Source organism: Cupriavidus sp. KB_39 (genome assembly GCF_052114485.1).
In the GTDB taxonomy this organism is placed as follows: Bacteria; Pseudomonadota; Gammaproteobacteria; order Burkholderiales; family Burkholderiaceae; genus Cupriavidus.
Genome location: NZ_JBFREV010000004.1, coordinates 123,350 through 146,513, shown reverse-complemented (window position 1 = coordinate 146,513; position 23,164 = coordinate 123,350). Strand labels below are relative to the sequence as shown.

Sequence of the window (23,164 nt, the reverse complement as noted above, 5' to 3'; positions counted from 1 at the left end):
GCGATGTGTGGTTCGGCTCCTGCGGCGTGATGGCCGGCGTGATGAATTAAGGCTGGCGGGGGCGGCGGCGCCCGATCAGCAGGTCGACCGCTTCCGCGCAGGCGTCGTAGAGGCGCAGCAGGCCCTGGTAGCCCATCTCGATCACCTCCTTGAGGCTGCGCAGCGGGGCGTCGGCGTGTTCGTCGTCCAGCCAGTCGATCCAGGCGTCGGCGCGGCCGAAGGTGCACTGGATCAGTTCGATCTCGCGCTCGGCCGTCAGGCCCTCCATGCGCACGCCGAGGTGGCGGTTGACGTTGCGCGTGACCAGGCCGGGGAAGTGGTAGGTGCGCGTGCCGCGCGCCAGGCAGACGCCCRCGCGCGCGCCTTCGTCCAGCATCACCTCCACCGGCAGCAGCAGGCCGAGGCCGCCCATCGAGTAGTTCTCGGTGCGGCAGGCGAGCGTGGCGCCGTCCGGCAGCAGCAGCGTGGCCGGCACGCGCATCGGAATGCGGTGGGAGACCCGCACCTGCCGCGCCTCCCGCGCCACGCCCACGGCGGCGCCAAGCATGATCAGGTTGGCCAGCGCCCAGCCCATGTTCATCAGCACCGTGGCCGGCTCGTCGGTGCTGCCGAACAGCAGGTGGCCGACGCCAACCGCCAGCCCGATCACGTTGAGCGCCAGCAGCACCAGGTAGGGCTTGGAGATSGTCCAGTCGAGGTAGTCGTCGGCAATCTGCCCGCCCTTGGCCGTGACGTTGAACTTGCCCAGGCGCGGGTTGATGAAGGCCACCGTGGTCGGCAGCACGATGTACCAGGCCAGCACCGATTCGTAGACTTCGGCCCAGAACGAATGGCGGTAGCGGCCCTGGAGCCGCGAGTTGGTCACGTTGGCCACGAACAGGTAGGGCAGCACGTAGGCCATGATCAGCAGCGCCGAGGTGTTGATCACGTGCAGGCCGAAGTACAGGTAGGCGATCGGCATGGTCAGGAAGATCAGCCGGGGAATGCCGTAGAAGAAGTGCAGCATCGCGTTGCTGTAGCAGATGCGCTGGAACAGGTGCAGCCCGCGCCCGAGCAGCGGGTTGTCGATGCGGAAGATCTGCGCCATGCCGCGCGCCCAGCGGATGCGCTGCCCGATATGGCCGGACAGGCTCTCGGTGGCCAGCCCGGCCGCCTGCACCGTGCGCAGGTAGGCGCTGTTGTAGCCGAGCCGGTGCAGCTTGAGCGCCGTGTGGGCGTCCTCGGTGACGGTYTCCACGGCAATCCCGCCGATCKCCAGCAGCGGCGCGCGCTTGATGACCGCGCAGGAGCCGCAGAAGAAGGTGGCGTTCCAGAAGTCGTTGCCGTCCTGGATCAGGCCGTAGAACAGGCTGCCCTCGTTCGGCACGCGCCGGAAGGTGTCGAAGTTGCGCTCGAACGGGTCTGGCGAGAAGAAGTGGTGCGGCGTCTGCACCAGCGCGCACTTCGGGTCGGCCAGGAACTCGCCCATGGTCATCTGCAGGAAGGAGCGCGTGGGGATGTGGTCGCAGTCGAAGATGGCGATGTACTCGCCGTCCGTCTTCGCCAGCGCCTTGTTGATGTTGCCGGCCTTGGCGTGGAAATTGTCTTCCCGCGTGAGGTAGCCCACCCCGGCCGCCGCCGCGAACTCCCGCATCGCGGGCCGCCGGCCATCGTCGAGGATGAACACGCGCAGCTTGTGCGCCGGCCAGTCCATGCTCAGCGCCGCGTACACGGTGGGTTGCAGCACAGCCAGCGACTCGTTGTAGGTGGGGATGTAGACGTCCACCGTCGGCCATGCCTCCGGGTCGGCCGGCAGCGCCTTRGGCTGGCGGTTCAGCGGCCACGCCGTTTGCAGGTAGCCCAGCCCCAGCACGATCCAGGTGTAGACCTCGGCCGCATAGAGGAGGTAGCCCACGGCGGCCTCGGTGGCCGTGGYGAACTGCAGCGTCTGCGTGGAGCGCCACCAGATATAGCGGCCCGCCATCAGCGCGGAGAGCACCATCATCGCCAGCGTCGGCAGCCGGCCGGGAATGCGCCGCAGCACCATCAACCCGATCCAGACGATGGCGAACAGCAGTAGCTGGCTCGAGAACGTCAGTGGCGTGGTGCTGATGACCGCGCMGGCCAGGCAGGCGAGCACCAACGAGGTGGGCACCGCGAACGGGATGCGKCCCACGCGCGTGGCGACGGCCTCCACGCCATCGCCCACGCGCGCCCAGTCCACGCGGGGCAGCCGCGCGGCAATGCGGCGCCGCATGCGCGTCACCGCGTAGTAGATCGGCCCGAGCAGGCGGTCCAGCCAGCGCCGGAACGGTGTGACCCCCGGCGGCGCGGCAACCTGGCGACGCTTGCGGAGGTCGGCGGCCAGCCGGTAGCGCGGACGAGGCGGGCGGATGAACAGCCGCCACAGCCACGCGGCGGGGTCGCGGCGGCGGCCCATGCCGAGCCGGGCCAGCGCGCGCCGGTACAGCAGCGCGGCCCATTCCGCAGGAATATCGGGCTTGCCGGGGCGGGGCGGCTGGAACACGGCGCGCAGCACCCAGATGCCGCCGTGCGCCGGCGCGGTGACGCCAAGGTGGCGCGCCAGCCGGTCGCGCGCGACGGCCAGCCAGCGGTGGAGTCGGGCGGGCTTGTCGCTCATCGTTCGCGCTCCTGKGGCGGGGCGCCGATCCAGTGGGACACCCACGACGCCAGCCCTTGCAGGTCGTGCGCCGCCTGCGAGTGTGGCGCGCTGCGGCAGAAGTTCTCGCTGCGCGCGAAGGCTTCCGGAATGCCGCTGTCCTCGTGGACGGGGCAGGCCAGCATCGCATTGCCGAGCGTGGCGCGCAGCAGCGTGACGATATCGGCATGCAGCCGCCGTGCCGGCTGGAGTCGCGTGGCCACGTAGCAGGCGGTGTGGCCGCGCCGCGCCAGCGCATCGGTCAGCCGGCCCAGCCCGACGCAGACTTCGGGYTGCGGCGGCAGCAGCACCAGCACGAGGTCGGCCGCGGCGATGGCCTGGCCCGCGTGCGGCGAGGGCCAGGGCGGCGTGTCGATCAGCACCGCGCCGTGCGCCGGCATGGCCACCTGGGCGATCAGCCCGCGCAGCCAGTGCGGCCCCGCGCGCAGCAGCTTGCCGGCCTGGATGTCATCGTCGTCGCTGTCCTGCTCGCCCCAGGGCACGAACAGCACGCCATCGTCGCTGCGCAGCCCGGCCTGCGCCCACGCGGTGGGCGATCCGTCGGCCAGGCAGCCGGACAGCCCCGCGCGCGCCGCGTCGCGCAGGCCGAAGTGGTAGCCCAGCAGATTGCGCGGATCGCATTCGAGCGCCAGCACCGGGTGCCCGCGCCCGGCCAGCAGCGAGGCCAGCGAGGCCGTCACCATGGTGCGTCCGGCGCCGCCGGCGGGGGAGACGATGGCGATGGTCTTCATCGCGGCGGCTCGCGGTCCGGGCGGCGCTTGCCGCGAATCACCATGCCGTGCAGTTGCGGCGGCAGGCGTACGGTGCGGCGTGGGCGCGGCGTGGTCCATTGCGGGAACCAGCGCAGCAGGTCGAAGCGCCAGATCACGAACGCCAGCGGCGCCGCCAGAATCAGTCCCCAGATGAAGTAGCCAAGGAAGATGGACATGTCGCGTCAGTCCTGTCGAAGCAGCGGCACGGGGTGCGGCTGCGGCATGGCACGCGGCTGCGCGGGCGGGGTGTCGCGCAACGGCAGCGTGGGGATCTCCGCCACCGGCGGGGCGTCGCCGCCGTCATGCGCAACCAGCGCGGCGGTGGTGTCAGGCATCGGCGCCGGGCGGGGCGCCTCTTGCTGGCGCGCGAGCCAGCTGCTGTAGTCGGGCGGCGGCACCTCGGCGATCTCGGCCTCGAAGCGGCCCAGCGTGGCGCCGATGGACTCCAGGTCGCCATTGCGCACGTCGCCATGGAACAGCTCGCCCAGCGGCTGCTGGAACACGCGCCGGCACACGGCATCCACGTCGTCCATGCGGCAGGCGAAGAAGAAGGCGTAGAGGCTGTCGCTGCCGGCCGTGCAGAGATCGCCTGCGCGGTTCATGCGGCAGGCGCGCAGCGCCTCCACATGGGCCACTTCGGGCAGCAGCGGCAGTTGCAGCAGCACGTGGGGCAGCCGGATCATGCGGCTGCGCTCCACGGCGTCGCGCACCAGCGAGACGAACTCGGCGGGCGGCACGTAGCCGCTGGTCGAGGTGGTCAGCACGGCGGACAGCGCGTTGCGGTAGTCGGCAAGAATCGGCCGCGAGAACACCTGCCCCTGCAGGCCCTCGATCATGGCCTGCACCCGGGCGAACGGCGTGCGCTGGGCGATGACGAGATTGGCGCCGAGGTTGAGCATCAGCAGCTCGTAGTGCTGGCGCATGGCCTCCTTGTCCTCGCGCACGGCAATCTTCAGCGCGCGCTCGGCGCTGCGCCGCAGCCGGTGCACCTGCTCGGCCAGCGCCTCGAGTTCGCGCCCGCCGCCGTAGTGCAGCAGGACCGTGGCCGCCACCGCGCGGGCGGCGCTGGCCACGGCGGCTTCGTTGCTGTCCACTACACGCCAGTGCTCGGGGATGTAGCGCTCGCGCAGCACCGCGTCGCGGCTGACGATCACGCGCTGCTCGTCCGGCGCGAGCATGCCGGCTTCCTCGATCGTGTCGGTGAAGGTCTGCGCGGCCACCATCAGCCGGTGCTCGTGCGGCGCAAAGCGCAGCGGCACGATCTCGCCTGCCACCACGGCCTGGTTGTCGCGCCAGAACGCCACCTCCCAGGTGTACTGCCCCTGCTGCTGCGAGAGCTGCACCGCGCCGGCAAAACGGCCGTGGAAGCCCTGCAGGTCTGGCGCCGGCTGGCCCGGCTCCGGCGCCGGCGGCCCCATCACCAGCAGCACCGCGCAGCGGTGGCGCGCGCACCATTCGCCCAGGCGCTGGCCTTCCTGAGCCAGCCGCCCCGCATCGTGCCAGGCGAAGAACCCCTCCGCCCCTTCGATCAGCACCATGCTGCCCTGCGCCCCGCACTGGTCCACCAGCGCCTGGAGCGCCTCCATCAACCCGTCGATGGCGGGCCGGCTGGCGTCCGTGGGCGGGCGCAGCGCGCACAGGTTGGCGCGGCCGTGGAGGGCGCGGTTGGCGTCGATGTCGAGCCCATGGGCRCGTAGCTGGGCGGCGATGTCGGCGGCGTCGCGCGTGGAGAGTACCGTGGCCGGCGCGCGYAGCGCCGTGGCGGCGGTCTGCCAGAACAGCGCGTCGCGGGCGGGCGAGGGCTCGGCATAGACCACATGCGCGCGGGCCGGCGTGAGCGTGGCCAGCGCCGGCGACAGGCCGTCGATGGCCAGCCCCGTGCGCGCCTGGAAGCGCGCGCGCAGGCCCGGCAGGGCCGTGGCGGGGATGGCGGGGGCAGCAGTGCGGTCGGTGTGCTTCATCGATCCCCCATCAATAGGCCGAGTASGGCCGCACCGGGTTCGGCGGGAACGGCACCGGGTCGCGGCGACGATCGAACAGGTAGCGCAGCCAGACCATCGCCCGGTTCGGCGCGTAGTCGCGCGAGCGGTCGATCTGGAAGCCTGCGCCGGCCACCCAGTGCGGTGCGAAGGTGTATTCCACCGTGGCGCCGAGCGTGTAGCTGAARCCGCCGCCCGAACCGCCCGTGTAGATCGGATTGCCGGCGAGCTGTTGCAGGTCGGGACGGGTGGGGAAGTAGGGCGCGTCGTCCTCGTAGGTGAACGACCAGCCGGCCGAGCCCTGCAGCCGCCACGACCAGCGCGCGTAGCGCCCGGTCCAGTCGAGCGGGATGCCGAACGAGAGGTAGCGCTGCGGGCTGTAGTAGCCGCCATGGCCGAACGAGTAGAAGCGCTGGTTGTCGCTGTAGCGCCAGTAGTTCAGCACCAGCCCGCTGGTCACGCGCTGGTCGCGCTGGGCGTAGACGGGCAGGTCGAAGCCGGTGCGGACCGTGAACTCGCGGTTCGTCACCACGTTGTGGCCGGTGTAGAGCCCGGCGCCCACGTCGCCGAATACGCTTACGCGGCCGATGTCACGCGCGTAGCGCAGGTGGATGCCGTTGCGCACCACGCCGCCCCAGGTCTCGCCGGTGACGGGGTCGGTGGCGCCGCCGTAGGAGATCAGCGAACTGGTCACGGCCCGCCGCGAGACATCGACGGAGGCGGACGAGACGCCCAGATCCGCCCGATAGCGGAAGCCGCCCACCACGGTCTGTTCGGTAAAGCCGAGCGGCGTGGTACCGAGGTCCGCCCGCCAGCTGTTGTCGGCGCCATCGAACTCGTAGCCGGCGGCCAGCGCCACGCCACGGTCGGTCTGGCCGATGGTGCCGAGGCCCGTGTTGCCGAGCGCGGCGATCTTGCCGAACTCGGACGCCTTCGAGAAGTTGCTCGCCTGCAGCGTGCCGGCGTCGAGCAGCACGGTGTCCGCATGGAAGAACATGTGGCCGGTGTAGCCCTGCGGAATGCGCACGAACAGCGGGATCTCGGTGGCGTGCAGCCGCGAGATGCCGGCATCGCCGGATTTGTTCGACTGCATCACGGCGGTCGCCACCTCACCCTGGCGGCGCGCCTCCAGCCCGGCCAGGGCGCGGCCGGCCGGCGTGCCTTCGGGGCCAGCCAGGACGCCTTCGCGCTGCTCCAGCCCCTGTGCGGTGCGATAGTGCGCCGCCGCGTCGTTGAAGTCGCCACKCGCCTGGGCGATGCGGCCCTGCTGCACGGTGATGTCGGCGCGGTCCGGGTAGCGTTGGGCGAGGTCGTCGACCACRGCGCTGGCCTCGTCCGTGCGCCGCATCGCCGTGAAGCGCCGCGCCACCGAKAGCCGGGTGTCGATGTCGTCGTCGGGGGTATCGGCCAGCACCGCGCGCACGATCTCCAGCGCCTGCGCCTCCTTGCCCTGCCGTTCGAGCATGCGCGCGAGCGTGAGCCGCGCGTCGGCATCCTTGGGATCTTTGGCGAGCACCGCCTGCGCGGCCTCCGCCGCACCCCGGTAGTCGCCGCCGGCCTCGCGCAGATCGGCCAGCGTCAGCAGCCAGCGGCGGTCGGCCTGCTGGGCCTCGGGCACGGCGTACAGCGTCTGCCGTGCCCGCGTCAGGTCGCCGTCGGCCATGAGCCGGTCGGTGCGGCGCAGCGCCAGCCGCAGTGACTGATCGTCGAACGATGCCTGCTGCTCGGCGGTGATGCCGGGCAGGGCGCGCGATTCGGCGATCCACGCCTGCAGCGCGTCGTCGCGGTCGGCGGCGGCCAGCAGTTCGCCGTAGCGCAGGCGGATGTCGAGGTGGGGATCCTCGGGGTGCGCGGCCAGCCAGTCGCTGACCAGCCGCAGGCCCTTGTCGGTCTCGCCCAGCCCGATCCATTCGCGGCCGATGGAGGCGAGCATGTGCGGTTCGTCGCGCGCCGCGATGGCGGCCTGGTCGAGCAGCGCCCGGGCCTCGTCGTCGCGGCCTTCGGCCAGCCGCAGTCGTGCCTCGCGCAGCAGCTTTTGCGCCGCGAGGTTGCTGGCGAGCCCGCGCATGCCTTCGCTGCGTTCGGCCTCGGGCACCGCCGCCAGCACRGCTGTGGCGGCGTCGATGTCGTCCACGGCATTGAGATAGAGCGCCGTGGCGTAGCGCATCTCGGCGGTGGGCGCGGCGGCGACCCCGTCCTCCATGACGCTGCGGCCCAGCACCGGCAGGTTGAGGTCGCGATAGAGACGGGCCAGCGTGTAGCGTGTCCACGCGGCATCGGGCGCCAGCCGGATGGCATCTTCGAGCCGCTGCAGCGCCGGGCTGCGCTTCTTCTGCGCGATGAGCTGGTCGGCCTGCACGGACAGCAGGTCAGCCCGCAGCGCGCGCAGTTCCGACTCGGAGCCCTGCATGCGGCGCGACGCGTCCGCGATCAGCGGGCCGATCTCGTCYTGCCGCTGCTGCGTCTGGAGCAGGGCGACGAGGCTGCGCAGCGCGCCCATGTCCGGCTTCGGCCGGGCCAGCATCTGGCGCAGCAGCGTCTCGGCCTCGGCATCCTTGTGCTGGGCGATCAGCGCGTCGGCCAGAATCGCCTGCGCGTTCTCATTGCCGGGCTGCAGGGCCAGCGCCTCGCGCGCCAGCGCTTCGGCCTGCACCGGCTTGCCCTGGGCGTTGGCCTCGCGCGCACGCGCCACGGTGCCCCAGAACGTGGCCGTGTCCCGCAGGCTGCGCCATTTATTGCGATTGTCCGGATCGAGCGTCATCGCCCGGGAAAACAGTTCGCGGGCTTCATCGTGGCGGCCTTCGCGCAGCCGCACCAGGCCGAGCCCGCCGACCACCTCGCCGTCCTGCCGGCGCTTCTGGTACGCCTTCTGGAGGGCGATGTCGGCCTCGTTGAGCTGCCCGCGCTCCAGCTGGGCCAGCCCGCGCTGCCGCGCCTGCCAGGCGGGATCGGCTTCGAGCTTGCGCTGGGCTTCGCGCTGGGTGCCGAGGCTGGCGAGCGTCTGCTTGGCGGCCTCGTCGTCGGGCACTTCCTTGAGGTAGCGCTCGAACCACACGTAGTAGGCCGGATCTTCGTTGACGCTGTACAGCGTGCGCCGCCAGATGTCGAGCGCGCTCTTGCGGTCGCCATCGGGCCGCTGGGTGAGGTCGTAGAGGATGGCGAGCCCTTCCTGCCGGGTGGCCTCGCGGTCGGTCAGCAGGCTGCCCAGCGCCAGCGCGAGGCGCGAATCGTCCGGCTCCTGCTTCACACGGCGGCGCAACTCGGCAATCGCGCGCGGGCGGCCGGCGGTGGTGCCGGCCAGGATGCGGTAGTAGTCCACCGCCAGCTCGCCGCCCGGCGCGCCGCGCGGGAACAGCGCCTGCAGCCGTGTGGCGGCTTCCTCGGACTTGCCGCTGCGGGCGAGCAGCCGCACCTGCGCCATCTCGCGCTTGTCGCGCGTGGCGATGCGGTAGGCGTCTTCGAGGTCGCGCGTGGCGGCGCTGTCTGGCGCCACCTCGCGCATGCGCCGCAGCACCTTGTCGGCTTCGGCGGGGCGATTGGAACGGATTTCGATCAAGCCCAGCATCTTGAGCGCCTCCGGTTGGCGCGGATCGATCAACAACGCCTTCTCCAGCACGCCGCGCGCCATGTCCGCACGGTTGCGTGCCTCCCACATGCGTGCCGATGCCAGCAACTGCGCCATCTCCCGGCGCGTGGTGGCGCTGGCGGCGGCTGGGGCCGATGCGGCGTCGGCAGCCGCTGCCTCCCCCGGCAGCGCGGCGCTGGCCAGCAGCAGCCACAGCGTGGGAGCTAGCGCCTTGCCGGGCATGCGGTGTTCCACGCCGGCACCAGCTTGCCGTCCGCCTCGAACCGGTACAGGCCATCCACATGCCCCAGCCCGAACAGCGTCAGCACCTGACTGTAGTAGCCGGAGGGCGACTGCGCGGCCAGCGTGCGCGTGCGGTGGGCCTGGGTGCGCGCGGCGTCCGGCTGGCCCTGCGCCAGCATGAACGGTGCGATGGCCGCGGAGAAGCCCGCATTGCCCGCGTTCGGCCCGAACGTGCCCGCCTGCGTGTCCGCCCGCTCGGGCGGGTGGCCGTTGGCGAGCACGTAGTCGGCCATCGGATGCAACGTACGCAGCACACCGGCGCGCAGCGGGTCGCCCGCAGCGGTCATGCCGGCCCACAGGTAGACCCGGATCGAATCATAGGAGCCCGTGGCCTGCGTGTCCGTATCGGGCCGGAAGCCGGCGCCTTTCTGATACAGCACCCAGTCGGGCGAGAAGCCGCGCGGCGCGGTGTCCACGATCAGCCGCCCCGCGCTCTCGACCATGGCCTGCCAGCCGCGGTCCTCGGTCAGCACGGCGGCCAGCCGGCGCATCACCGGCAGCGGCACGTAGCTCGGGTTCAGCCGCCAGCTATCCGGGGTGGGATGAAAGCCGACCGGGCCCGGCAGCAGCGTGCGGCCCAGTCCGGGCAGCACGGCCGATTCCTCGCGCAGCGCGCGCCGGGCGACCAGCGTGCCCAGCGCCGTGAAGCGGCGTTCGCGCCAGAGCCGGCCGGCTTCGAGCAGCGTGTAGGCGATCCACAGGTCGGCGTCGCTGGCCGCGTTGGTGTCGATCATGCCCCAGGTGCCGGCCTCGGGGCCGCTGTCGCGCTTGCCCCAGATCCACGCGGGCAGGTGGGCGCTCAGGTCGCCGCGCGCCAGGTTGTTCTCGGTCCAGCCGAGCAGTTTGTCGAAGGTGGCGCGGTCGTTGGCCACGAGCGCGAAGAACAGCGCGTAGGCCTGCCCTTCGGAGACCGTGGCCTGGCGCTCGGTGCTGGCATCGACCACGCGGCCGTCCGGGCTAATGGTGTCGCGCCGGAAGGCATCCCAGTCCGGCCACGGGCAGGTGGCCGCCAGGCTGGCGAGCGATAGCCCCGCCAGCGTGGCCGTCACCATGCCGCGAGCGATCTGCCTGAGCCAGCGGGGCAGCGCACGCCGCATGTCACCCTCCGTTGCGGCGTGCCGCGATCCGGCCCAGCGCCCAGAACAGGGTCAGCGCCACCAGCAGCCCGGCGACGAGGCCGGCGATGGCCAGCAGCGCCGGGTGGTCCGCCATGCGCACCCACACGCGCGCGTACCAGGGCAGGGTGCCGACGTAGTAGCGCTCGCCCAGGCGCAGCCCCTCCACCTCGCGCTGGCGGACCACGGTGAGGTCGCCGCGGATCTGGGCGACCTTGCCGGCGTCCTCGAGCACATCGAGCACATCGCGCACGTTCTCCGGCGCGGTGGCGGTCACGGCGACCACGCTGCGCTGCGCCGCGTACGGTGACTCGAAGCCGATCAGCGCCGCCAGCGGGCCATCGGCCGAGAGGATGGCGCGCCCGGCGGGTGACACGTTGTGGTCTGCCTCGCCACTGAGCCAGTTGGTCCACGCCCCGCCGCGCTGGTCGCGCAGCGTGATTTCGGTGCGGCCCTGCTGGACCAGGATCGGCAGGGACTTGCCCCACTGCGCCAGGATCTCGCCGGCGCTGCCCGTGCCCACCATCAGCAGGTTGCGGTCCTTCACGGTGTCGATGGCCTTGGCCGGCGCCACCGCCACGCGCAGCGCCGGCAGGCCGGTCCACTTGCCCATGTGGCCGAGCAGCGTCAGCATCGCCTCCTGGTCGAGCGCGCTCGGGGCGTCCGGCATGACCACGGCGGTATCGGCCAGGTCCGCCAGCCGGGTGAACGGATAGCCGCTGTTGGCGAAGAAGGCGAGGTTGGGCAGCGCGGCGTAGTGGGAGAAGCCGCTGAAGTCGATCGACGAATCGGGGTCGACCGCCGCGCGCGCCACGTTGGCCGCCGTGGACGCGCACAGGCCGGTCTTCTGCGAGTCCATGTGGAAGCGGAACTGCATCTGGTTGTTGCTGCCCACGCGGAAGGCCGGGATCAGGATTTCGTTGCTGACGGACGCGCTGCCGCCCGAGATCAGCGGCACGCTGACCAGGCTCTCGTCGTTCTGCGCGGTCAGCGGCTTGAGCCGGTACGAGCGCACGAGCTGCTCGTTGATATCGACGCTGAGCACCGAGTCGTTGTAGGTGGACGGCGCGGTGTAGCGGTACCTCACGTTCATCGGCACGGCGCGGTCGTTCCAGCCGTACAGGTCRGCCGGCACGCGCAGGTTCACCCGGATCGGCTCGGGGCTGGCGCCGCCTACCTGGAGCTGCTGCGGGTCCGTGACGAGTTCCTTGAACAGCACGGGGCGGTCCACCGGCGCCCAGGCCGGCGCGTCGTAGGGCTTGCGCGGTTTGCCGAGTTCCACCGACTGCACGCCGGCGCGGTTGCCCGCCATGGCAGCCTTGCCGAGCACCAGCGCATTGGCCGCCACCTGCAGTTCCTGCGGATTGCGGCCCGCGAGCACCAGCAGCTTGCGCGCCGGATTCGACGGATTCGGCATCACGCTGACCGAGGCGCCCTGGATCTCGGGCAACTGGAGGCCCGCCGGGATGGCGTTCGGCATCGCAAAGACAACGGCGTGGGCATCGGCGGGCGGCTGGCTGCGTGACGGGAAGCGCAGCTCCCGATAGCTGGCCAGCGCGCCGAGCCAGGACGACACCACGCCGGCGGCCTGCAGCGTGGCCGCATCGGCATTGGCTGGCAGCACGAAGGGCACGGTGACGCGGCTGTTGTCACGGCGGTCGAAAAACGGGGCGGGCAGCAGCGCGAGGTTGTCCGGCAGCGTGACGGGCAGCTTGGTCAGCGTCAGCGTGGTGGCCGGGCTGATGTCCGCCCAGAGGCTGGAGTGGTAGGGGTCCTCGCAGTGATCGACCGTGTAGTGGGCGATCATCTGCACGTTCAGGCGATTGAAGTCCGTGAAGTAGCGCGGGTCGAGGTCGATCTCGCGCGTGATCTGCTGGCCCGCCTGCTCCTTCTCCAGCGGCAGGGTGGCCACGACTTCGTCGTTGAGGCGGATCTTCAGGTGGGAGAGCGGATAGACCAGCGAGGGCGAATACGTGAAGACCAGCTTGAGCCTGGCGGCCGTGACCACTTCATCGAGGCGCACGCCGATGTTCAGTGTGCGGTCGGGGTCCACGCCGCGCAGCGGGATGGGCTGGTTGGCGCCCATCTGGGCCAGCGTGAGCACCTGGGTGCGGCCCGGGGCCGGTGCAGCGGCTGCCGGGATCGAAGCTGCCGTTGCCGCAGGGGCCGGGGCTGGCGTTTGCGCCATCGCGGACGCGGCACCTGCGGCCATGCACAGCATGGCGAGCCGTTTGCCGCCACAGCGCAGGTCTGACACGAGAAGAGTCATATCGAGTGCCCTGTGAAGGTGGCGCAGCCGCACCATCAAAGAAGACCGAAGCGCCGCGCTCACGGGACTGCGTGACGAATATAGCACGCAGTTTTCGGCGAATTAYGAGGTGGTGCGGGGCGTGGATCGTGAATTAAAAAGAATTCAATTCACATCGCCGYATTCGGGCAAAAGATTGAATTCAGTGGCTCCTGTTTGCGCGAACGGGTCAAGCGTTTGGCGTCACACGGGCGCGGATTGGCGAGAAATGGTGCAGCGTCGATGCACAATTTGCATAAGGGGAGGAAGCGCCATGTGGAAGAATGACAATCTCCTACCCTCATCGCCGTCATCGCGCCATGTCCGAAGCCATCGTCTACCTGAACGGGGACCTGCTCCCGTTGTCCGAAGCCCGCATTCCCGTCCTCGACCGCGGGTTCATCTTTGGCGACGGCATCTATGAAGTGATCCCGCTCTAYAACGGCAAGCCGTTCCGGGGCGCGCAGCATCTGGCGCGTTTGAAGCGCAGCCTGGCGGCTATCGGCATCGACGATCCCTATACCGAAGCCGAATGGCTCGCGCTGATCGGCCGCGTGGTCCAGGCCAACGGCCTGTCGGACCAGATGGTCTACATGCAGGTCACGCGCGGCGTGGCGAAGCGGGCACATGCGTTCCCGAAGGAAGCGGTCACGCCGACCGTGCTGATCATGACCAACCCGATGGCGCTGCCACCGGCGTCGGCGGTGGAGCAGGGCGTGGCCTGCGTGACGATGGAAGACCGCCGCTGGCTGAACTGCCAGATCAAGTCCACCTCGCTGCTCGGCAACGTGCTGGCTGCGCAGGAAGCCGCCGCCAACGGCGTGACCGAGGCGATCCAGTTCCGCGACGGCCAGCTCACCGAGGCCTCGGCGTCGAACGTGTGGCTGGTGCAGCAGGGCCGCGTGGTGGCCCCGCCGAAGGACAACCTGATCCTGGAAGGCATCCGCTACGGCCTGATGGAGGAACTCTGCGCCGCCATGGACATCTCGTTCACCTCGCGCCGCATCTCGCGCGACGAGGTTTTCGCGGCGGACGAAGTCATGCTGTCGTCGGCCAGCAAGGAGCTGCTGCCGGTGGTCACGCTCGACGGCCGCGCCATCGGCAACGGCAAGCCCGGCCCGGTGTTCCAGCGCCTCTACGCGGCCTACCAGGCGGCCAAGGCAGCGCTATAACGCACGGCGTGCCCGTGCTAGGATGGCCGCGGACGAACCACCGAGAGGAGGCCAGTCATGGCCAAGCGCGAGCGCAGCCGGCGCGTCATCATGGAAGAGGTGAGCCGGCGGGTCCAGCAGATCGACGAGATTGCCGACGAAGGCCGACACATCCAGGTGCCGGACCCGCAGCCGCACCCGCGCGATGTGCGCGGCCGGAACTGGGACATGGCCCGCTTCGGCAATGCACGCGGCTTCGAAGCCGCCATCCGCAATGTCGTGGATGACGTCCGGGACGAGTTCGACCTGACCGACGAGCCGGTCTCCACCGYGCCGAACCCGTTCGGCGACTRAGGATTGTGGATGGCGGATGGTGCGGCTCAGGCCGGCGCCACCGCCTCTGCGTAGCGCCAGGTGGCGCCGGACTGGCGCTTGGCGCCGTACATCGCGGCGTCCGCCGCATGCAGCAGCGCGGTACCGCCGCGCGCGTGCACCGGATAGACCGCCACCCCGATACTGAGCGTCGCCCCGATGCTCGCCCCGCCCGCCACGCCGAACGGCTCGGTCATCGCCGCCAGGATGCGCTGGGCGGTCAGCACGGCGTCGTCGGCCTCCCGCAAGGTTCCCAGCAGCACCGCGAACTCATCGCCGCCCAGCCGGGCCGCGCGGTCGGTCTCGCGCAGGCAGGCCCGGATGCGCTGGGCGATGCCCACCAGCACCGTGTCCCCCACGGCATGGCCGTGGCGGTCGTTGATGCCCTTGAAATCGTCACTGTCCAGATAGAGCACGGCCACGCGCTGGCCCAGCGCCGCCGCGCTGCGCACGGCCTGGTCGAGTGCCTCGGTGAAGGCGGCGCGGTTCAGCAGGCCGGTCAGGCTGTCGTGCGTGGCGCGATGTGCCAGCGAGCGGTTCTCGTGCTGCAACTGTCCCTGCCAGGCCTCCAGTTCGTCGAGCAGCACGTTGAAATCCTCGCCCAGCGCATTGAGTTCGTCGATGCGCGCCGGCGGCACGCGCTGGCCGAACGCGCGTTCGGATCGCACCGCATGGGCCACGCGCATCAGGCTGCGCACCGGATCGATGATGTGCACGAGCATGCGGCTGGACAGGTAGTGCGCGCCCACCGCCGTCAGCAGCAGGCAGGCCATCAACGCGAGCATGCCTTTGAGCAGGAAGTGGAGCAGCGCCACGGGGTCGCCGACCACGCGCACGCTGCCCACCTGCTGGGATTCGTGGAAGACCGGCTGGTCCACCGGGCCCGAGGTCAGCAGGTCCCGGGCGAACTGGTGCAGGTCTGGGAAGCGCGCCGAACCATGGCGATGCCAGCTGGCCACCGGCTGGCTGTCCCGATCGAAAATCCAGGCCGCGGTCACGTCTTCGCTGGCGGCGATCATCGCCAGGGTCTCGGCGGCGGCGGCTTCATCGCGGAACACGATCGGCGCCTCCACCGTATAGGCGATGGAGCGCGCCACCAGCCGCAGGTTGTGGTCGGCATAGTCGCGCAGCGCGGTCAGGCCCAGGCCGGTGAGCGTGGTGCCGGCCGTGAAGACGGCGATTAGCGCCACGCTCAGGTGGAAGCGGCGCAGGGTGCCATAGAGCGACGGCCGGGCGGCGCGGGTCATGATGCCGGCGCCTTGCGGCGACCYAGTTGCAGCACGCCGGGGTGGACGTGGATGCCGCTGCGGCCGAGGGCATCGAGGTTGACGCGGAACGAGACCTGCCGCTCGCGGACATTGAGGCAAAACATGCTGCCTGCGTCACATTCGAAGTCTTCCTCGGCGATGATCAGTACCGGGCGGCCGGTCAGGTCGGCCGAGATCTTCTCGCGACGCGGGGCGGACATCGCGCCGACATAGAGCGCGTCGCAGTCGGGCGCCGGGTTGCTGGCCATCGGATCGAGCTGCCGCGTGGCCACCAGCCGGCCTGTGGAGAGCGCGCCGCCCTCCATCAGCTTGCCGGCATAGCGGGCGACGGGGTCCACGCAGAGCCGCAGGGTGTCGCGCTCCACGGGCCAGCGCGCGTAGCCGAGCAGGGACATGACCACGCGCGCCACGGCCTCCGGGCGCGGCAGCGCCGGGGCGGCCGGTGCCAGGTCGTGCGCGGCCAGCCGGGGCGTGGCCAGCAGCAGCGCGGCGAGCATCGGCAAGGCGGGCAGCAGGAGGGACAGAGACTTGGCGCGCGGCACGGGCAGGGGTGGGGGTGGGGGCCAGTAGGGTGGGGTCCATTGGGATGTCGGCACCGGGCCGGCAAACTGTAGCGGGCGCGCCCATGTGGATGTGCTAGAGTCGTCTGAACGCGTTTGTCCACGGAGGGCACCATGGCAACCGAATCCCAATCGCAACAAAAAGGGCAAGTGAAGGCGTTCGTGCAGACCGCGCCGCAGGCAGGGCGCTATGTCTGGATCATTGCGCTGGTGGACTTCAGCGCCCAGCAGGTCCGGCGCACCATTGTGTCCGACGACACGTTCACCACGGCCGACGCCGCGCGCGTGGCCGGCGACGCCCAGCTCAAGGCGATGGCCGCCGATCACTGACGGTCGCTCATCCGGCGTGCCCGGTGACTGTCACGCCACCTCGTTTCCCGATATCCTTTCGCAAGGCGGGCCCCATCGGTCCGTGCCCGCTGCTGCCTGTTTGCCATCGAAAACCCGAAGACAGATAGAAGGAGAAGGAATGCCCAGGCTTCAAGACCAGGTCCAACGCCATCTCGTCCGCGCCATGACAGGCGCGACGCTGCTCGCAGCCACCCTGGCGTTCGCGCCGGCGGCGATGGCGCAGGTCAATATCAATATCGGCATCGGCACCCCGCCGCCGGCCCCGATCTACGAGGCCGTGCCCGCGCCGCGCCCCGGCTATGTCTGGCAGCCCGGCTACTGGGCYTGGGACGACCACGGTCACAAGCACAAGTGGAAGCAGGGCAAGTGGGCCAAGGATCGGCCGGGCTATGTCTACGAGTCGCCGCGCTGGGTGGAGGCGAGCAATGGCTGGGTGATGCAGCCGGAGCGCTGGAACCAGGGGCCGGGCGACCACGGCAAGCACAAGGACAAGGGCGGCAAGGGCTGCCCGCCGGGCCACGCCAAGAAAGGCGAGTGCTGAGTCACGGTCTTCTCATCATGCGGTAACTGCCGCGCGGGGCGCCATGCTAGGATTTCCGCGAGATGATTCCACCCGGAGGCATGAGACATGGCAAAGCAGGTCTTCTCGCGTGCGCAGTATCTCGACATCCTCAACGACAGCCTGCGTCGGCATCCGGGCTGGCAGCCCGGCATGGCGTTTGTGTTCCTGCCCCCGGGCGCGGATGCGGGCCAGGCCTCGGGCGTAGGCTGCACGGGGCCGCTGGAGGCGCTGCCGGTCTATTGCGAGATCGAACGCGTGGCGTCGGGCCTGATCACGGTGCAGCCGGAATAAACCGGCCACCCGGCCCGCCCCGGTACAATGGCGCCCTTACTTAATTCCCCTCGGACAAATTCCCGTGAAGAAGACGGACCTGGAAAAGAACAAAGGCCTCAAGATCGCCCATGAGATGAAGCACGCTGCGGCGGTGCGTGGCGGTGGCGCGGGTCAGGCGGCAACGCTCGCCCGGCGCGAGCAGCGCAAGCTCGACCAGCAGGCCGGCCTGGTGCCGTTTGCATGCAAACTGGAAGGGAAACTGGCGACGCGCCTGCAGGAAMTCGCCAAGGAGCACCCGGGCGGCATGAACGGCCTGATGGCCGAAGTGCTGGAAAAGGGGCTGGCGGGCGTGACCGCCTGAAGCTGGGATGGCCCCTCTCCCTGTGGAAGAGGGGCGCTGAAGGCTTTAGCCTTCGTCTTCCTCGTCGTCGAGGAAATCGCGGCGCAGCAGCCAGTTGGTGATGGCTTCGTCGCAGACCTTCTTGAGCTTGCCTTTCTCGGGCAAGCTGTCAAACAGCTGGAAGTTCACCAGCGCCAGCCCGGCGTCGGTGATGTAGAACAGGCGGTCCGGCTCGTCGTAATGCACGAGGCGGCCGTCGATGCCGGACTCCTCGCTGTCCGCCGGCATGTCCTCCAGCTCCACCACACGGCACGTGAAGCGCGGGCTGCGCGTGTGGGTCAAATATTCAAATTCGTCATGCATGATCTCGCCGCCCTTGCCGGCGATGACAGCGAAGCCCCAGATGAACCGGGGCATCGGCAGATCGGACAGATCGTCAATCTCGTCCATGGTGTTCTCCCTGATGCGATACCCGGCATTATCGCCCAAGTCTTGGCGCCAGCTGCGCCTTTATAGCAGGTACCCCTTCGCCAGCGCGCCAAAGCTCTCCAGTTCGCGCGCCTGCCAGGCCGCGTCGTGCCCGAGTTCCTCGGCCAGGATGGCGGCCACGCGCGGGGCGCCGGCCAGTGCTGCGCGGGCGTCCAGGAACAGCGCGCGGTTGCGGCGGGCCAGCACGTCTTCCACGCGCCGGGCCAGTTCGTGGCGGGCGGCAAAGCGTACGTGGGCCTCGGTCAGGCCGGTTTCGGGCACCGCCAGGACGTCGGCGCCGGGCAGCGCGTGCACCAGCGGCAGGTCGGCGCCGTAGTAGCGGTCTGGCGACCCGGAGCCCGGCGCGGGCAGGTCCGCCGGCAGGCCGGTGGCGCCGTGCAGCGGCAGATCGGCCGTGCGGCCCGGTGCCGCGGGCAGTAGCTGGCGCTGGATCGCCGTTTCCACCACGTCCTCGGCCATCTTGCGATAGGTGGTCCACTTGCCGCCGGTGACCGTGATCAGGCCAGCCTTCGACACCAAAATCGTATGTTCGCGCGACAGCGAGGCCGTGGACGCCTCGCCAGTCGCCTTGACCAGCGGCCGCAGGCCGGCCCAGACGCTGGTCACGTCGGCGCGCGTGGGGTCGCGGGACAGGTAGCGCGCCGCCGTCTCCAGGATGAAATCGACGTCATCGGCGCCCGCGCGGGGCTCCAGCGGCAGGTCGTGGCGCGGCGTGTCGGTGGTACCGACGATGGTGTGGCCGTTCCAGGGCACGACGAACAGCACCCGGCCGTCATCGGTCTTCGGAATCAGGATCGCGCGGTCGCCGGGCAGGAAGCTGCGCGGGATGGTCAGGTGCACGCCCTGGCTCGGCGCCACCATGGTCCGCGCCTGCCCGTCCTCCATCTGCCGCACGGCATCGACCCACACCCCCGTGGCATTGATCACGCAGTCCGCGCGCAGCGGGAAGGTCTCGCTGCCTTCGCCGTTGCCATTGCCATTGCCATCGAGGGCATCCTGCGCGGTCACGCCGGTGATCACGCCGTTTTTCTGCGAGAGCCCGGTCACGCGCATGTAGTTGACCGCCGTGCCGCCCACGTCGAACAGCGTGCGCATCAGCGCCACGGCCAGCCGTGCATCGTCGAACTGGCCGTCGAAGTAGAGGTTGCCGCCGCGCAGCGGCCGGCCGCCGACGTGTTCGGCCAGCGTGGGCGCGGCCTCCAGCGTCTCCCGATGGTTCAGCCAGCGGCTGCCGGACAGGTTCAGGCTGCCCGCCAGCATGTCGTACACCTTGAGGCCGATGCCGTAGAACGGCTGGTCGAACATCTGGTAGGCCGGCACCACGAAGCCCAGCGGCCAGACCAGGTGCGGCGCGTTGCGGGCCAGCAGGCCGCGCTCGTGCAGCGCCTCGCGTACCAGGCTGATGTTGCCCTGGGCCAGGTAGCGCACGCCGCCGTGCACGAGCTTGGTGGCCTTGCTTGATGTGCCCTTGGCGAAGTCGGCCGCCTCCAGCAGCAGGGTGCGATAGCCGCGCGACGCGGCGTCCACGGCCGTGCCGAGCCCGGTGGCGCCGCCGCCGATGACGATGACGTCCCAGCGGGCCTCGCGCCGCAGGGTGTCGAGCAGGGCGGCGCGCGAGGGGGGCTGGATGGGGAGGGCGGGTGTGGGCATGGTGGTTCGGTGCAAATCGATCGTATGTCGGCGAAGTTTGGCGATGGGTCGCGTGGTGAGGCGCGGTCAGGCGGCCGGCGCGTCGTCGCGCGCCCAGTCRCGGGCGCGGTCCACGGCGCGGTGCCAGCGGCCCAGCCGCTGCGCGCGCTCATCGGCGGAGAGGCGTGGCTCGAAGCGGYGCTCCACCTGCCACTGGCGCGCAATCTCTTCGGTATCGGCCCAGTAGCCGGTGGCCAGCCCGGCCAGATAGGCGGCGCCCAGCGCGGTGGTCTCGGTCACGCGGGGGCGCACCACCGGCGTGCCGAGCAGGTCGGCCTGCATCTGCATCAGCAGGTCGCTGCGCGAGGCGCCGCCATCCACCCGCAGCTCGGCCAGCGCGATGCCGGCGTCCTTCTGCATCGCGTCGAGTACATCCACGCTTTGCAGGGCGATCGATTCCAGCGCGGCACGGGCGATATGCGGCCCGCCGGTGCCCCGCGTGATGCCGACGATGGTGCCACGCGCGAAGGGGTCCCAGTGTGGCGCGCCGAGCCCGGCGAAGGCCGGCACCAGCACCACGCCGCCGGTGTCCTCGCACTGCCGCGCGAGCGGCTCCACCTCGGGYGCGCTCTGGATCAGCTTCAGGCCRTCGCGCAGCCACTGGATCGTGGCGCCGCCCATGAACACGCCGCCTTCGAGGCAATAYTGSGTGTCSTKGCCGATCTGCCAGCCAATCGTCGTCAGCAGCCGGTTGCGCGAGGTCACGGGCTGRCTTCCGGCRTTCATCAGGATGAAGCAGCCGGTGCCGTAGGTGTTCTTCGCCATGCCGGGCGAGAAGCAGACCTGACCGAAGGTGGCCGCCTGCTGGTCTCCGGCGATGCCTGCGATGGGGATCTCGGTGCCGAACAGCCGGGCCGAGGTGCGCGCCACCTCGCCGCTGGAGGGCGCCACCTCCGGCAGCAGGCTGCGCGGAATGTCGAGCAGGCCGAGCAGKTCGTCGTCCCAGCGGAAATCGTGGATGTTGAACAGCAGCGTGCGTGATGCATTCGACACATCCGTCACGTGGCGCTTGCCATCGGTCAATTGCCAGATCAGCCAGCTATCGACAGTGCCGAAGGCCAGTTCGCCGCGTTCGGCGCGGGCACGGGCGCCTTCGTAGTGGTCGAGCATCCAGCGCAGCTTGGTGCCCGAGAAATAGGCGTCGATGATCAGGCCGGTCTTTTGCTGGAAGGTGTCGCCGTGGCCCTCGGCCTGCAAGGCTTCGCACATCGGCGCGGTGCGGCGGTCCTGCCAGACCAGCGCGCGGCCCACCGGCTCGCCGGTCTTGCGGTCCCACAGCACGGTGGTCTCGCGTTGGTTGGTGATGCCGATGGCGCGGATCTGGGTGCCGCTGACGCCGGCATCGCCCAATACCTCGTGGGCCACGGCCAGCTGCGACTGCCAGATTTCATAGGGATCGTGCTCGACGTGCCCGGGATGCGGATAATATTGCCGGAACTCGCGCTGGGCGATCCGCACCACATTGCCGGCGTGATCGAACAGGATGGCGCGCGAGCTGCTGGTGCCCTGGTCGAGGGCCAGCACGTACTGGGGCTGCTGCGATGAAGGCGTCGGGGTCATGCGTTCCATCCGGAATTGAATTGCGGCCGGGTTTGCCGGCCAGACATCGCTGCCATGGCCGAATCCTTGTTCCAACCGTCAGATATCGTGAGTGTGGTGCGCGCCGGCGTGACCGCGCGCAGCCCGTTCGAGCCCGCCGCCCACTTGCGGCTGACCGTGGCCGGACAGCAGGTGGGGTGGATGCCCCGCGTCCATGCGGAACTGTTGCGGCGCATCCCCGGCATGCTGGGCGATGGCTCCGCGGGCGAGCCGGACGCCGTGACGCTGCTCCCCGCCTGCACCACCTTCGAGACCCGCAGCGCGGCGCTGGCCACGCTGGCACGGCAACTGGCCGACGCCGGCCACGTGCGCGGCTGGCGCAACGAGTTGTTCGCGATCACCCCGGCCCTCGCCGCGCCGGCGTTCGCCGTGGTGGAGCGCGCTGCAGCGCGCTTCCTCGGGCTGCTGACCTTCGCCTCGCACATGAACGGGATCATCGCCGGCGAGCGGGCGATGTGGATTTCCCGCCGCAGCGAGAGCAAATCGGTCGACCCCGGCATGTGGGACAACCTCGTGGCCGGCGGCATGCCCCACGGCAGCCATCCGCTCGAAACGCTGATCCGGGAATGCGACGAGGAATCCGGCATTCCGCCCGATCTGGCGGGCCGGGCCGCGCCCCACGGCGTGATCGAGGTACTGCGCGAGATCCCCGAGGGTGTGCAGTGGGAGCACGTATACATATATGACCTGACGCTGCCGCCGGACTTCGTGCCGGTGAACCGCGACGGGGAGGTGGCCGAGCACCGGCGTATCGAGCCGGGCGCATTGCTTGCTATCATGGCGGACCGCGCCATGACCGTGGATGCCACGCTGGTGACGCTGGATACGCTTATCCGGCGCGGCTGGACGCCCAGCGCGCCCCCAGCCTGACCCGCCCCAGCCTCGCTGCGCATCACGGTGCCGGCCTGCCACATGATGATTTGCCCGATTTGCCTACGATGAGCGCCACCGGATTTATCCTTACCCTTTCGTGCCCGGACCAGCCGGGCATTGTTCATGCTGTTTCCGGCCTGCTGTTCCAGCACGGCTGCAATATTGTCGATTCCGACCAGTACGGCGACGAATTCACGGGCCGTTTCTTCATGCGCGTGCATTTCATGCCCGCCCCCGGCGGCCCGGACCTCGCCGCGCTGCGCCAGGCCTTCGCGCCGGTCGGTGACCAGTTCGGCATGCAGTGGGATGTATTCGACGCCACCGTGAAGCCGCGCGTGATGATCATGGTGTCCAAGATCGGCCACTGCCTGAACGACCTGCTGTTCCGCGCCAAGGCGGGCGGGCTGCCGGTGGAGATCGCCGCGATCGTCTCGAACCATCGTGACTTCTACCAGCTCGCCGCGTCGTACGACGTGCCGTTCTTCCACCTGCCGCTGATGAACGCGTCCGCCGAGCAGAAGTCCGCGCAGGAAGCGCGCGTGTTCGAGGTGGTGCGTGACCAGAACATCGATCTGGTGGTGCTGGCGCGCTACATGCAGGTGTTGTCCGACGACCTGTGCCGCAAGCTGGCCGGCCGCGCGATCAACATCCACCATTCCTTCCTGCCGAGCTTCAAGGGCGCCAAGCCGTACTACCAGGCGCACGACCGGGGCGTGAAGCTGATCGGCGCCACGGCGCACTATGTGACGGCCGACCTCGACGAAGGCCCGATCATCGAGCAGGAAATCGAGCGCGTGGACCACAGCATGGACCCCGAGCAACTGACCGCCGTCGGCCGCGACGTGGAATGCGTGGCGCTGGCCCGCGCGGTCAAGTGGCATGCCGAACACCGCATCCTGGTGAACGGGCACAAGACCGTCGTCTTCAAGTAAACGGACGGTATCGCACCAAGGGGCGCTGACGCTCTCCCCCGGCCC

The 23,164-nt window shown here is 70.1% G+C and carries 20 protein-coding genes; 8 read left to right on the top strand and 12 right to left on the bottom strand.

Annotated elements, in window-relative coordinates:
* Window positions 1-46: 46 nt before the first annotated feature.
* From bcsA to bcsB, 7 genes are read right to left on the bottom strand one after another with little or no spacing between them, the layout of a single operon-like run.
* The gene (gene bcsA, locus AB4Z27_RS04605) at window positions 47-2,620 is read right to left on the bottom strand and encodes a UDP-forming cellulose synthase catalytic subunit (protein ID WP_441643989.1); all 2,574 of its coding nucleotides are present in this window, start codon (window positions 2,618-2,620) and stop codon (window positions 47-49) included.
* Complete coding sequence (gene bcsQ, locus AB4Z27_RS04600; protein WP_092289930.1) at window positions 2,617-3,390, bottom strand: cellulose biosynthesis protein BcsQ; 774 nt, start codon at window positions 3,388-3,390, stop codon at window positions 2,617-2,619. Before bcsQ ends, bcsA begins: the two co-directional genes overlap by 4 nt.
* On the bottom strand, window positions 3,387-3,587 hold the full coding sequence (locus AB4Z27_RS04595; RefSeq protein ID WP_092289928.1) for a hypothetical protein: 201 nt from the start codon (window positions 3,585-3,587) through the stop codon (window positions 3,387-3,389). Before AB4Z27_RS04595 ends, bcsQ begins: the two co-directional genes overlap by 4 nt.
* Before the next feature lie 6 nt (window positions 3,588-3,593).
* Window positions 3,594-5,372 (bottom strand): cellulose biosynthesis protein BcsE, encoded by a 1,779-nt coding sequence (gene bcsE, locus AB4Z27_RS04590; protein ID WP_441643988.1) that lies wholly within the window; start codon window positions 5,370-5,372, stop codon window positions 3,594-3,596.
* Window positions 5,373-5,382: 10 nt separating this feature from the next.
* Complete coding sequence (locus tag AB4Z27_RS04585; protein ID WP_441643987.1) at window positions 5,383-9,210, bottom strand: cellulose synthase subunit BcsC-related outer membrane protein; 3,828 nt, start codon at window positions 9,208-9,210, stop codon at window positions 5,383-5,385.
* On the bottom strand, window positions 9,180-10,355 hold the full coding sequence (gene bcsZ, locus AB4Z27_RS04580) for a cellulose synthase complex periplasmic endoglucanase BcsZ (RefSeq protein WP_092289922.1): 1,176 nt from the start codon (window positions 10,353-10,355) through the stop codon (window positions 9,180-9,182). The genes AB4Z27_RS04585 and bcsZ overlap by 31 nt, the downstream gene beginning before the upstream one ends.
* 1 nt (window position 10,356) lies before the next feature.
* The gene (bcsB, locus tag AB4Z27_RS04575) at window positions 10,357-12,642 is read right to left on the bottom strand and encodes a cellulose biosynthesis cyclic di-GMP-binding regulatory protein BcsB (protein WP_441643986.1); all 2,286 of its coding nucleotides are present in this window, start codon (window positions 12,640-12,642) and stop codon (window positions 10,357-10,359) included.
* A 338-nt stretch (window positions 12,643-12,980) separates the two neighbouring features.
* Here bcsB and AB4Z27_RS04570 point away from each other — a divergent pair, with 338 nt between their 5' ends.
* Window positions 12,981-13,832 carry a D-amino acid aminotransferase gene (locus tag AB4Z27_RS04570; protein WP_092289907.1) on the top strand — a complete coding sequence of 284 codons (852 nt, stop codon included), beginning with the start codon at window positions 12,981-12,983 and terminating at the stop codon, window positions 13,830-13,832.
* A gap of 57 nt (window positions 13,833-13,889) precedes the next feature.
* Window positions 13,890-14,165, top strand: coding sequence for a hypothetical protein (locus AB4Z27_RS04565; protein ID WP_441644006.1), 276 nt, complete (start codon window positions 13,890-13,892; stop codon window positions 14,163-14,165).
* 26 nt (window positions 14,166-14,191) lie between these two features.
* Here the strand turns inward: AB4Z27_RS04565 and AB4Z27_RS04560 are convergent, their stop codons facing one another.
* Together AB4Z27_RS04560 and AB4Z27_RS04555 are read right to left on the bottom strand one after the other, a co-directional pair.
* The gene (locus tag AB4Z27_RS04560) at window positions 14,192-15,430 is read right to left on the bottom strand and encodes a diguanylate cyclase domain-containing protein (protein ID WP_441643985.1); all 1,239 of its coding nucleotides are present in this window, start codon (window positions 15,428-15,430) and stop codon (window positions 14,192-14,194) included.
* A complete protein-coding gene (locus AB4Z27_RS04555) occupies window positions 15,427-15,948 on the bottom strand; it encodes a YfiR family protein (RefSeq protein ID WP_441644005.1) in 522 nt (173 codons plus the stop codon). Before AB4Z27_RS04555 ends, AB4Z27_RS04560 begins: the two co-directional genes overlap by 4 nt.
* Window positions 15,949-16,125: 177 nt before the next feature.
* Here AB4Z27_RS04555 and AB4Z27_RS04550 point away from each other — a divergent pair, with 177 nt between their 5' ends.
* The 4 genes from AB4Z27_RS04550 (at window position 16,126) to AB4Z27_RS04535 (ending at window position 17,558) form a co-directional block, all read left to right on the top strand.
* Window positions 16,126-16,341, top strand: coding sequence for a hypothetical protein (locus AB4Z27_RS04550; RefSeq protein WP_092289892.1), 216 nt, complete (start codon window positions 16,126-16,128; stop codon window positions 16,339-16,341).
* 139 nt (window positions 16,342-16,480) lie between these two features.
* Window positions 16,481-16,903, top strand: coding sequence for a YXWGXW repeat-containing protein (locus tag AB4Z27_RS04545; RefSeq protein ID WP_092289890.1), 423 nt, complete (start codon window positions 16,481-16,483; stop codon window positions 16,901-16,903).
* An 87-nt stretch (window positions 16,904-16,990) separates the two neighbouring features.
* Window positions 16,991-17,215 carry a hypothetical protein gene (locus tag AB4Z27_RS04540; protein ID WP_092289888.1) on the top strand — a complete coding sequence of 75 codons (225 nt, stop codon included), beginning with the start codon at window positions 16,991-16,993 and terminating at the stop codon, window positions 17,213-17,215.
* A gap of 64 nt (window positions 17,216-17,279) precedes the next feature.
* A complete protein-coding gene (locus AB4Z27_RS04535) occupies window positions 17,280-17,558 on the top strand; it encodes a hypothetical protein (RefSeq protein ID WP_441643984.1) in 279 nt (92 codons plus the stop codon).
* A gap of 45 nt (window positions 17,559-17,603) precedes the next feature.
* Here AB4Z27_RS04535 and AB4Z27_RS04530 read toward each other — a convergent pair whose 3' ends face one another.
* The 3 genes from AB4Z27_RS04530 to glpK all read right to left on the bottom strand — a co-directional run bounded on the left by AB4Z27_RS04530 (window position 17,604) and on the right by glpK (window position 21,275).
* The gene (locus tag AB4Z27_RS04530; protein ID WP_092289886.1) at window positions 17,604-17,987 is read right to left on the bottom strand and encodes a hypothetical protein; all 384 of its coding nucleotides are present in this window, start codon (window positions 17,985-17,987) and stop codon (window positions 17,604-17,606) included.
* 60 nt (window positions 17,988-18,047) lie between these two features.
* Window positions 18,048-19,676, bottom strand: coding sequence for a glycerol-3-phosphate dehydrogenase/oxidase (locus AB4Z27_RS04525; protein WP_441643983.1), 1,629 nt, complete (start codon window positions 19,674-19,676; stop codon window positions 18,048-18,050).
* A 66-nt stretch (window positions 19,677-19,742) separates the two neighbouring features.
* The gene (glpK, locus tag AB4Z27_RS04520) at window positions 19,743-21,275 is read right to left on the bottom strand and encodes a glycerol kinase GlpK (protein ID WP_441643982.1); all 1,533 of its coding nucleotides are present in this window, start codon (window positions 21,273-21,275) and stop codon (window positions 19,743-19,745) included.
* Between the two features lie 54 nt (window positions 21,276-21,329).
* On the opposite strand from glpK, the gene AB4Z27_RS04515 reads away from it, so the two are divergent.
* Together AB4Z27_RS04515 and purU are read left to right on the top strand one after the other, a co-directional pair.
* Window positions 21,330-22,184: a DUF4743 domain-containing protein gene (locus tag AB4Z27_RS04515; RefSeq protein ID WP_441643981.1), complete on the top strand. Its 855-nt coding sequence runs from the start codon at window positions 21,330-21,332 to the stop codon at window positions 22,182-22,184.
* A 68-nt stretch (window positions 22,185-22,252) separates the two neighbouring features.
* Entirely contained in the window at window positions 22,253-23,119 is an 867-nt protein-coding gene (gene purU, locus AB4Z27_RS04510) for a formyltetrahydrofolate deformylase (RefSeq protein ID WP_092289875.1), read from the top strand.
* Window positions 23,120-23,164 lie beyond the last annotated feature (45 nt).

What these genes read in the sequence shown, in the direction of transcription:
- purU (WP_092289875.1), top strand. Translation starts at nt 22,253, where the DNA reads ATGAGCGCCACCGGATTTATCCTTACCCTTTCGTGCCCGGACCAGCCG.
- AB4Z27_RS04515 (WP_441643981.1), top strand. Translation starts at nt 21,330, where the DNA reads ATGGCCGAATCCTTGTTCCAACCGTCAGATATCGTGAGTGTGGTGCGC.
- AB4Z27_RS04595 (WP_092289928.1), bottom strand. Translation starts at nt 3,587, where the DNA reads ATGTCCATCTTCCTTGGCTACTTCATCTGGGGACTGATTCTGGCGGCG.
- AB4Z27_RS04550 (WP_092289892.1), top strand. Translation starts at nt 16,126, where the DNA reads ATGGCAACCGAATCCCAATCGCAACAAAAAGGGCAAGTGAAGGCGTTC.
- AB4Z27_RS04540 (WP_092289888.1), top strand. Translation starts at nt 16,991, where the DNA reads ATGGCAAAGCAGGTCTTCTCGCGTGCGCAGTATCTCGACATCCTCAAC.
- AB4Z27_RS04525 (WP_441643983.1), bottom strand. Translation starts at nt 19,676, where the DNA reads ATGCCCACACCCGCCCTCCCCATCCAGCCCCCCTCGCGCGCCGCCCTG.
- AB4Z27_RS04530 (WP_092289886.1), bottom strand. Translation starts at nt 17,987, where the DNA reads ATGGACGAGATTGACGATCTGTCCGATCTGCCGATGCCCCGGTTCATC.
- AB4Z27_RS04560 (WP_441643985.1), bottom strand. Translation starts at nt 15,430, where the DNA reads ATGACCCGCGCCGCCCGGCCGTCGCTCTATGGCACCCTGCGCCGCTTC.
- bcsZ (WP_092289922.1), bottom strand. Translation starts at nt 10,355, where the DNA reads ATGCGGCGTGCGCTGCCCCGCTGGCTCAGGCAGATCGCTCGCGGCATG.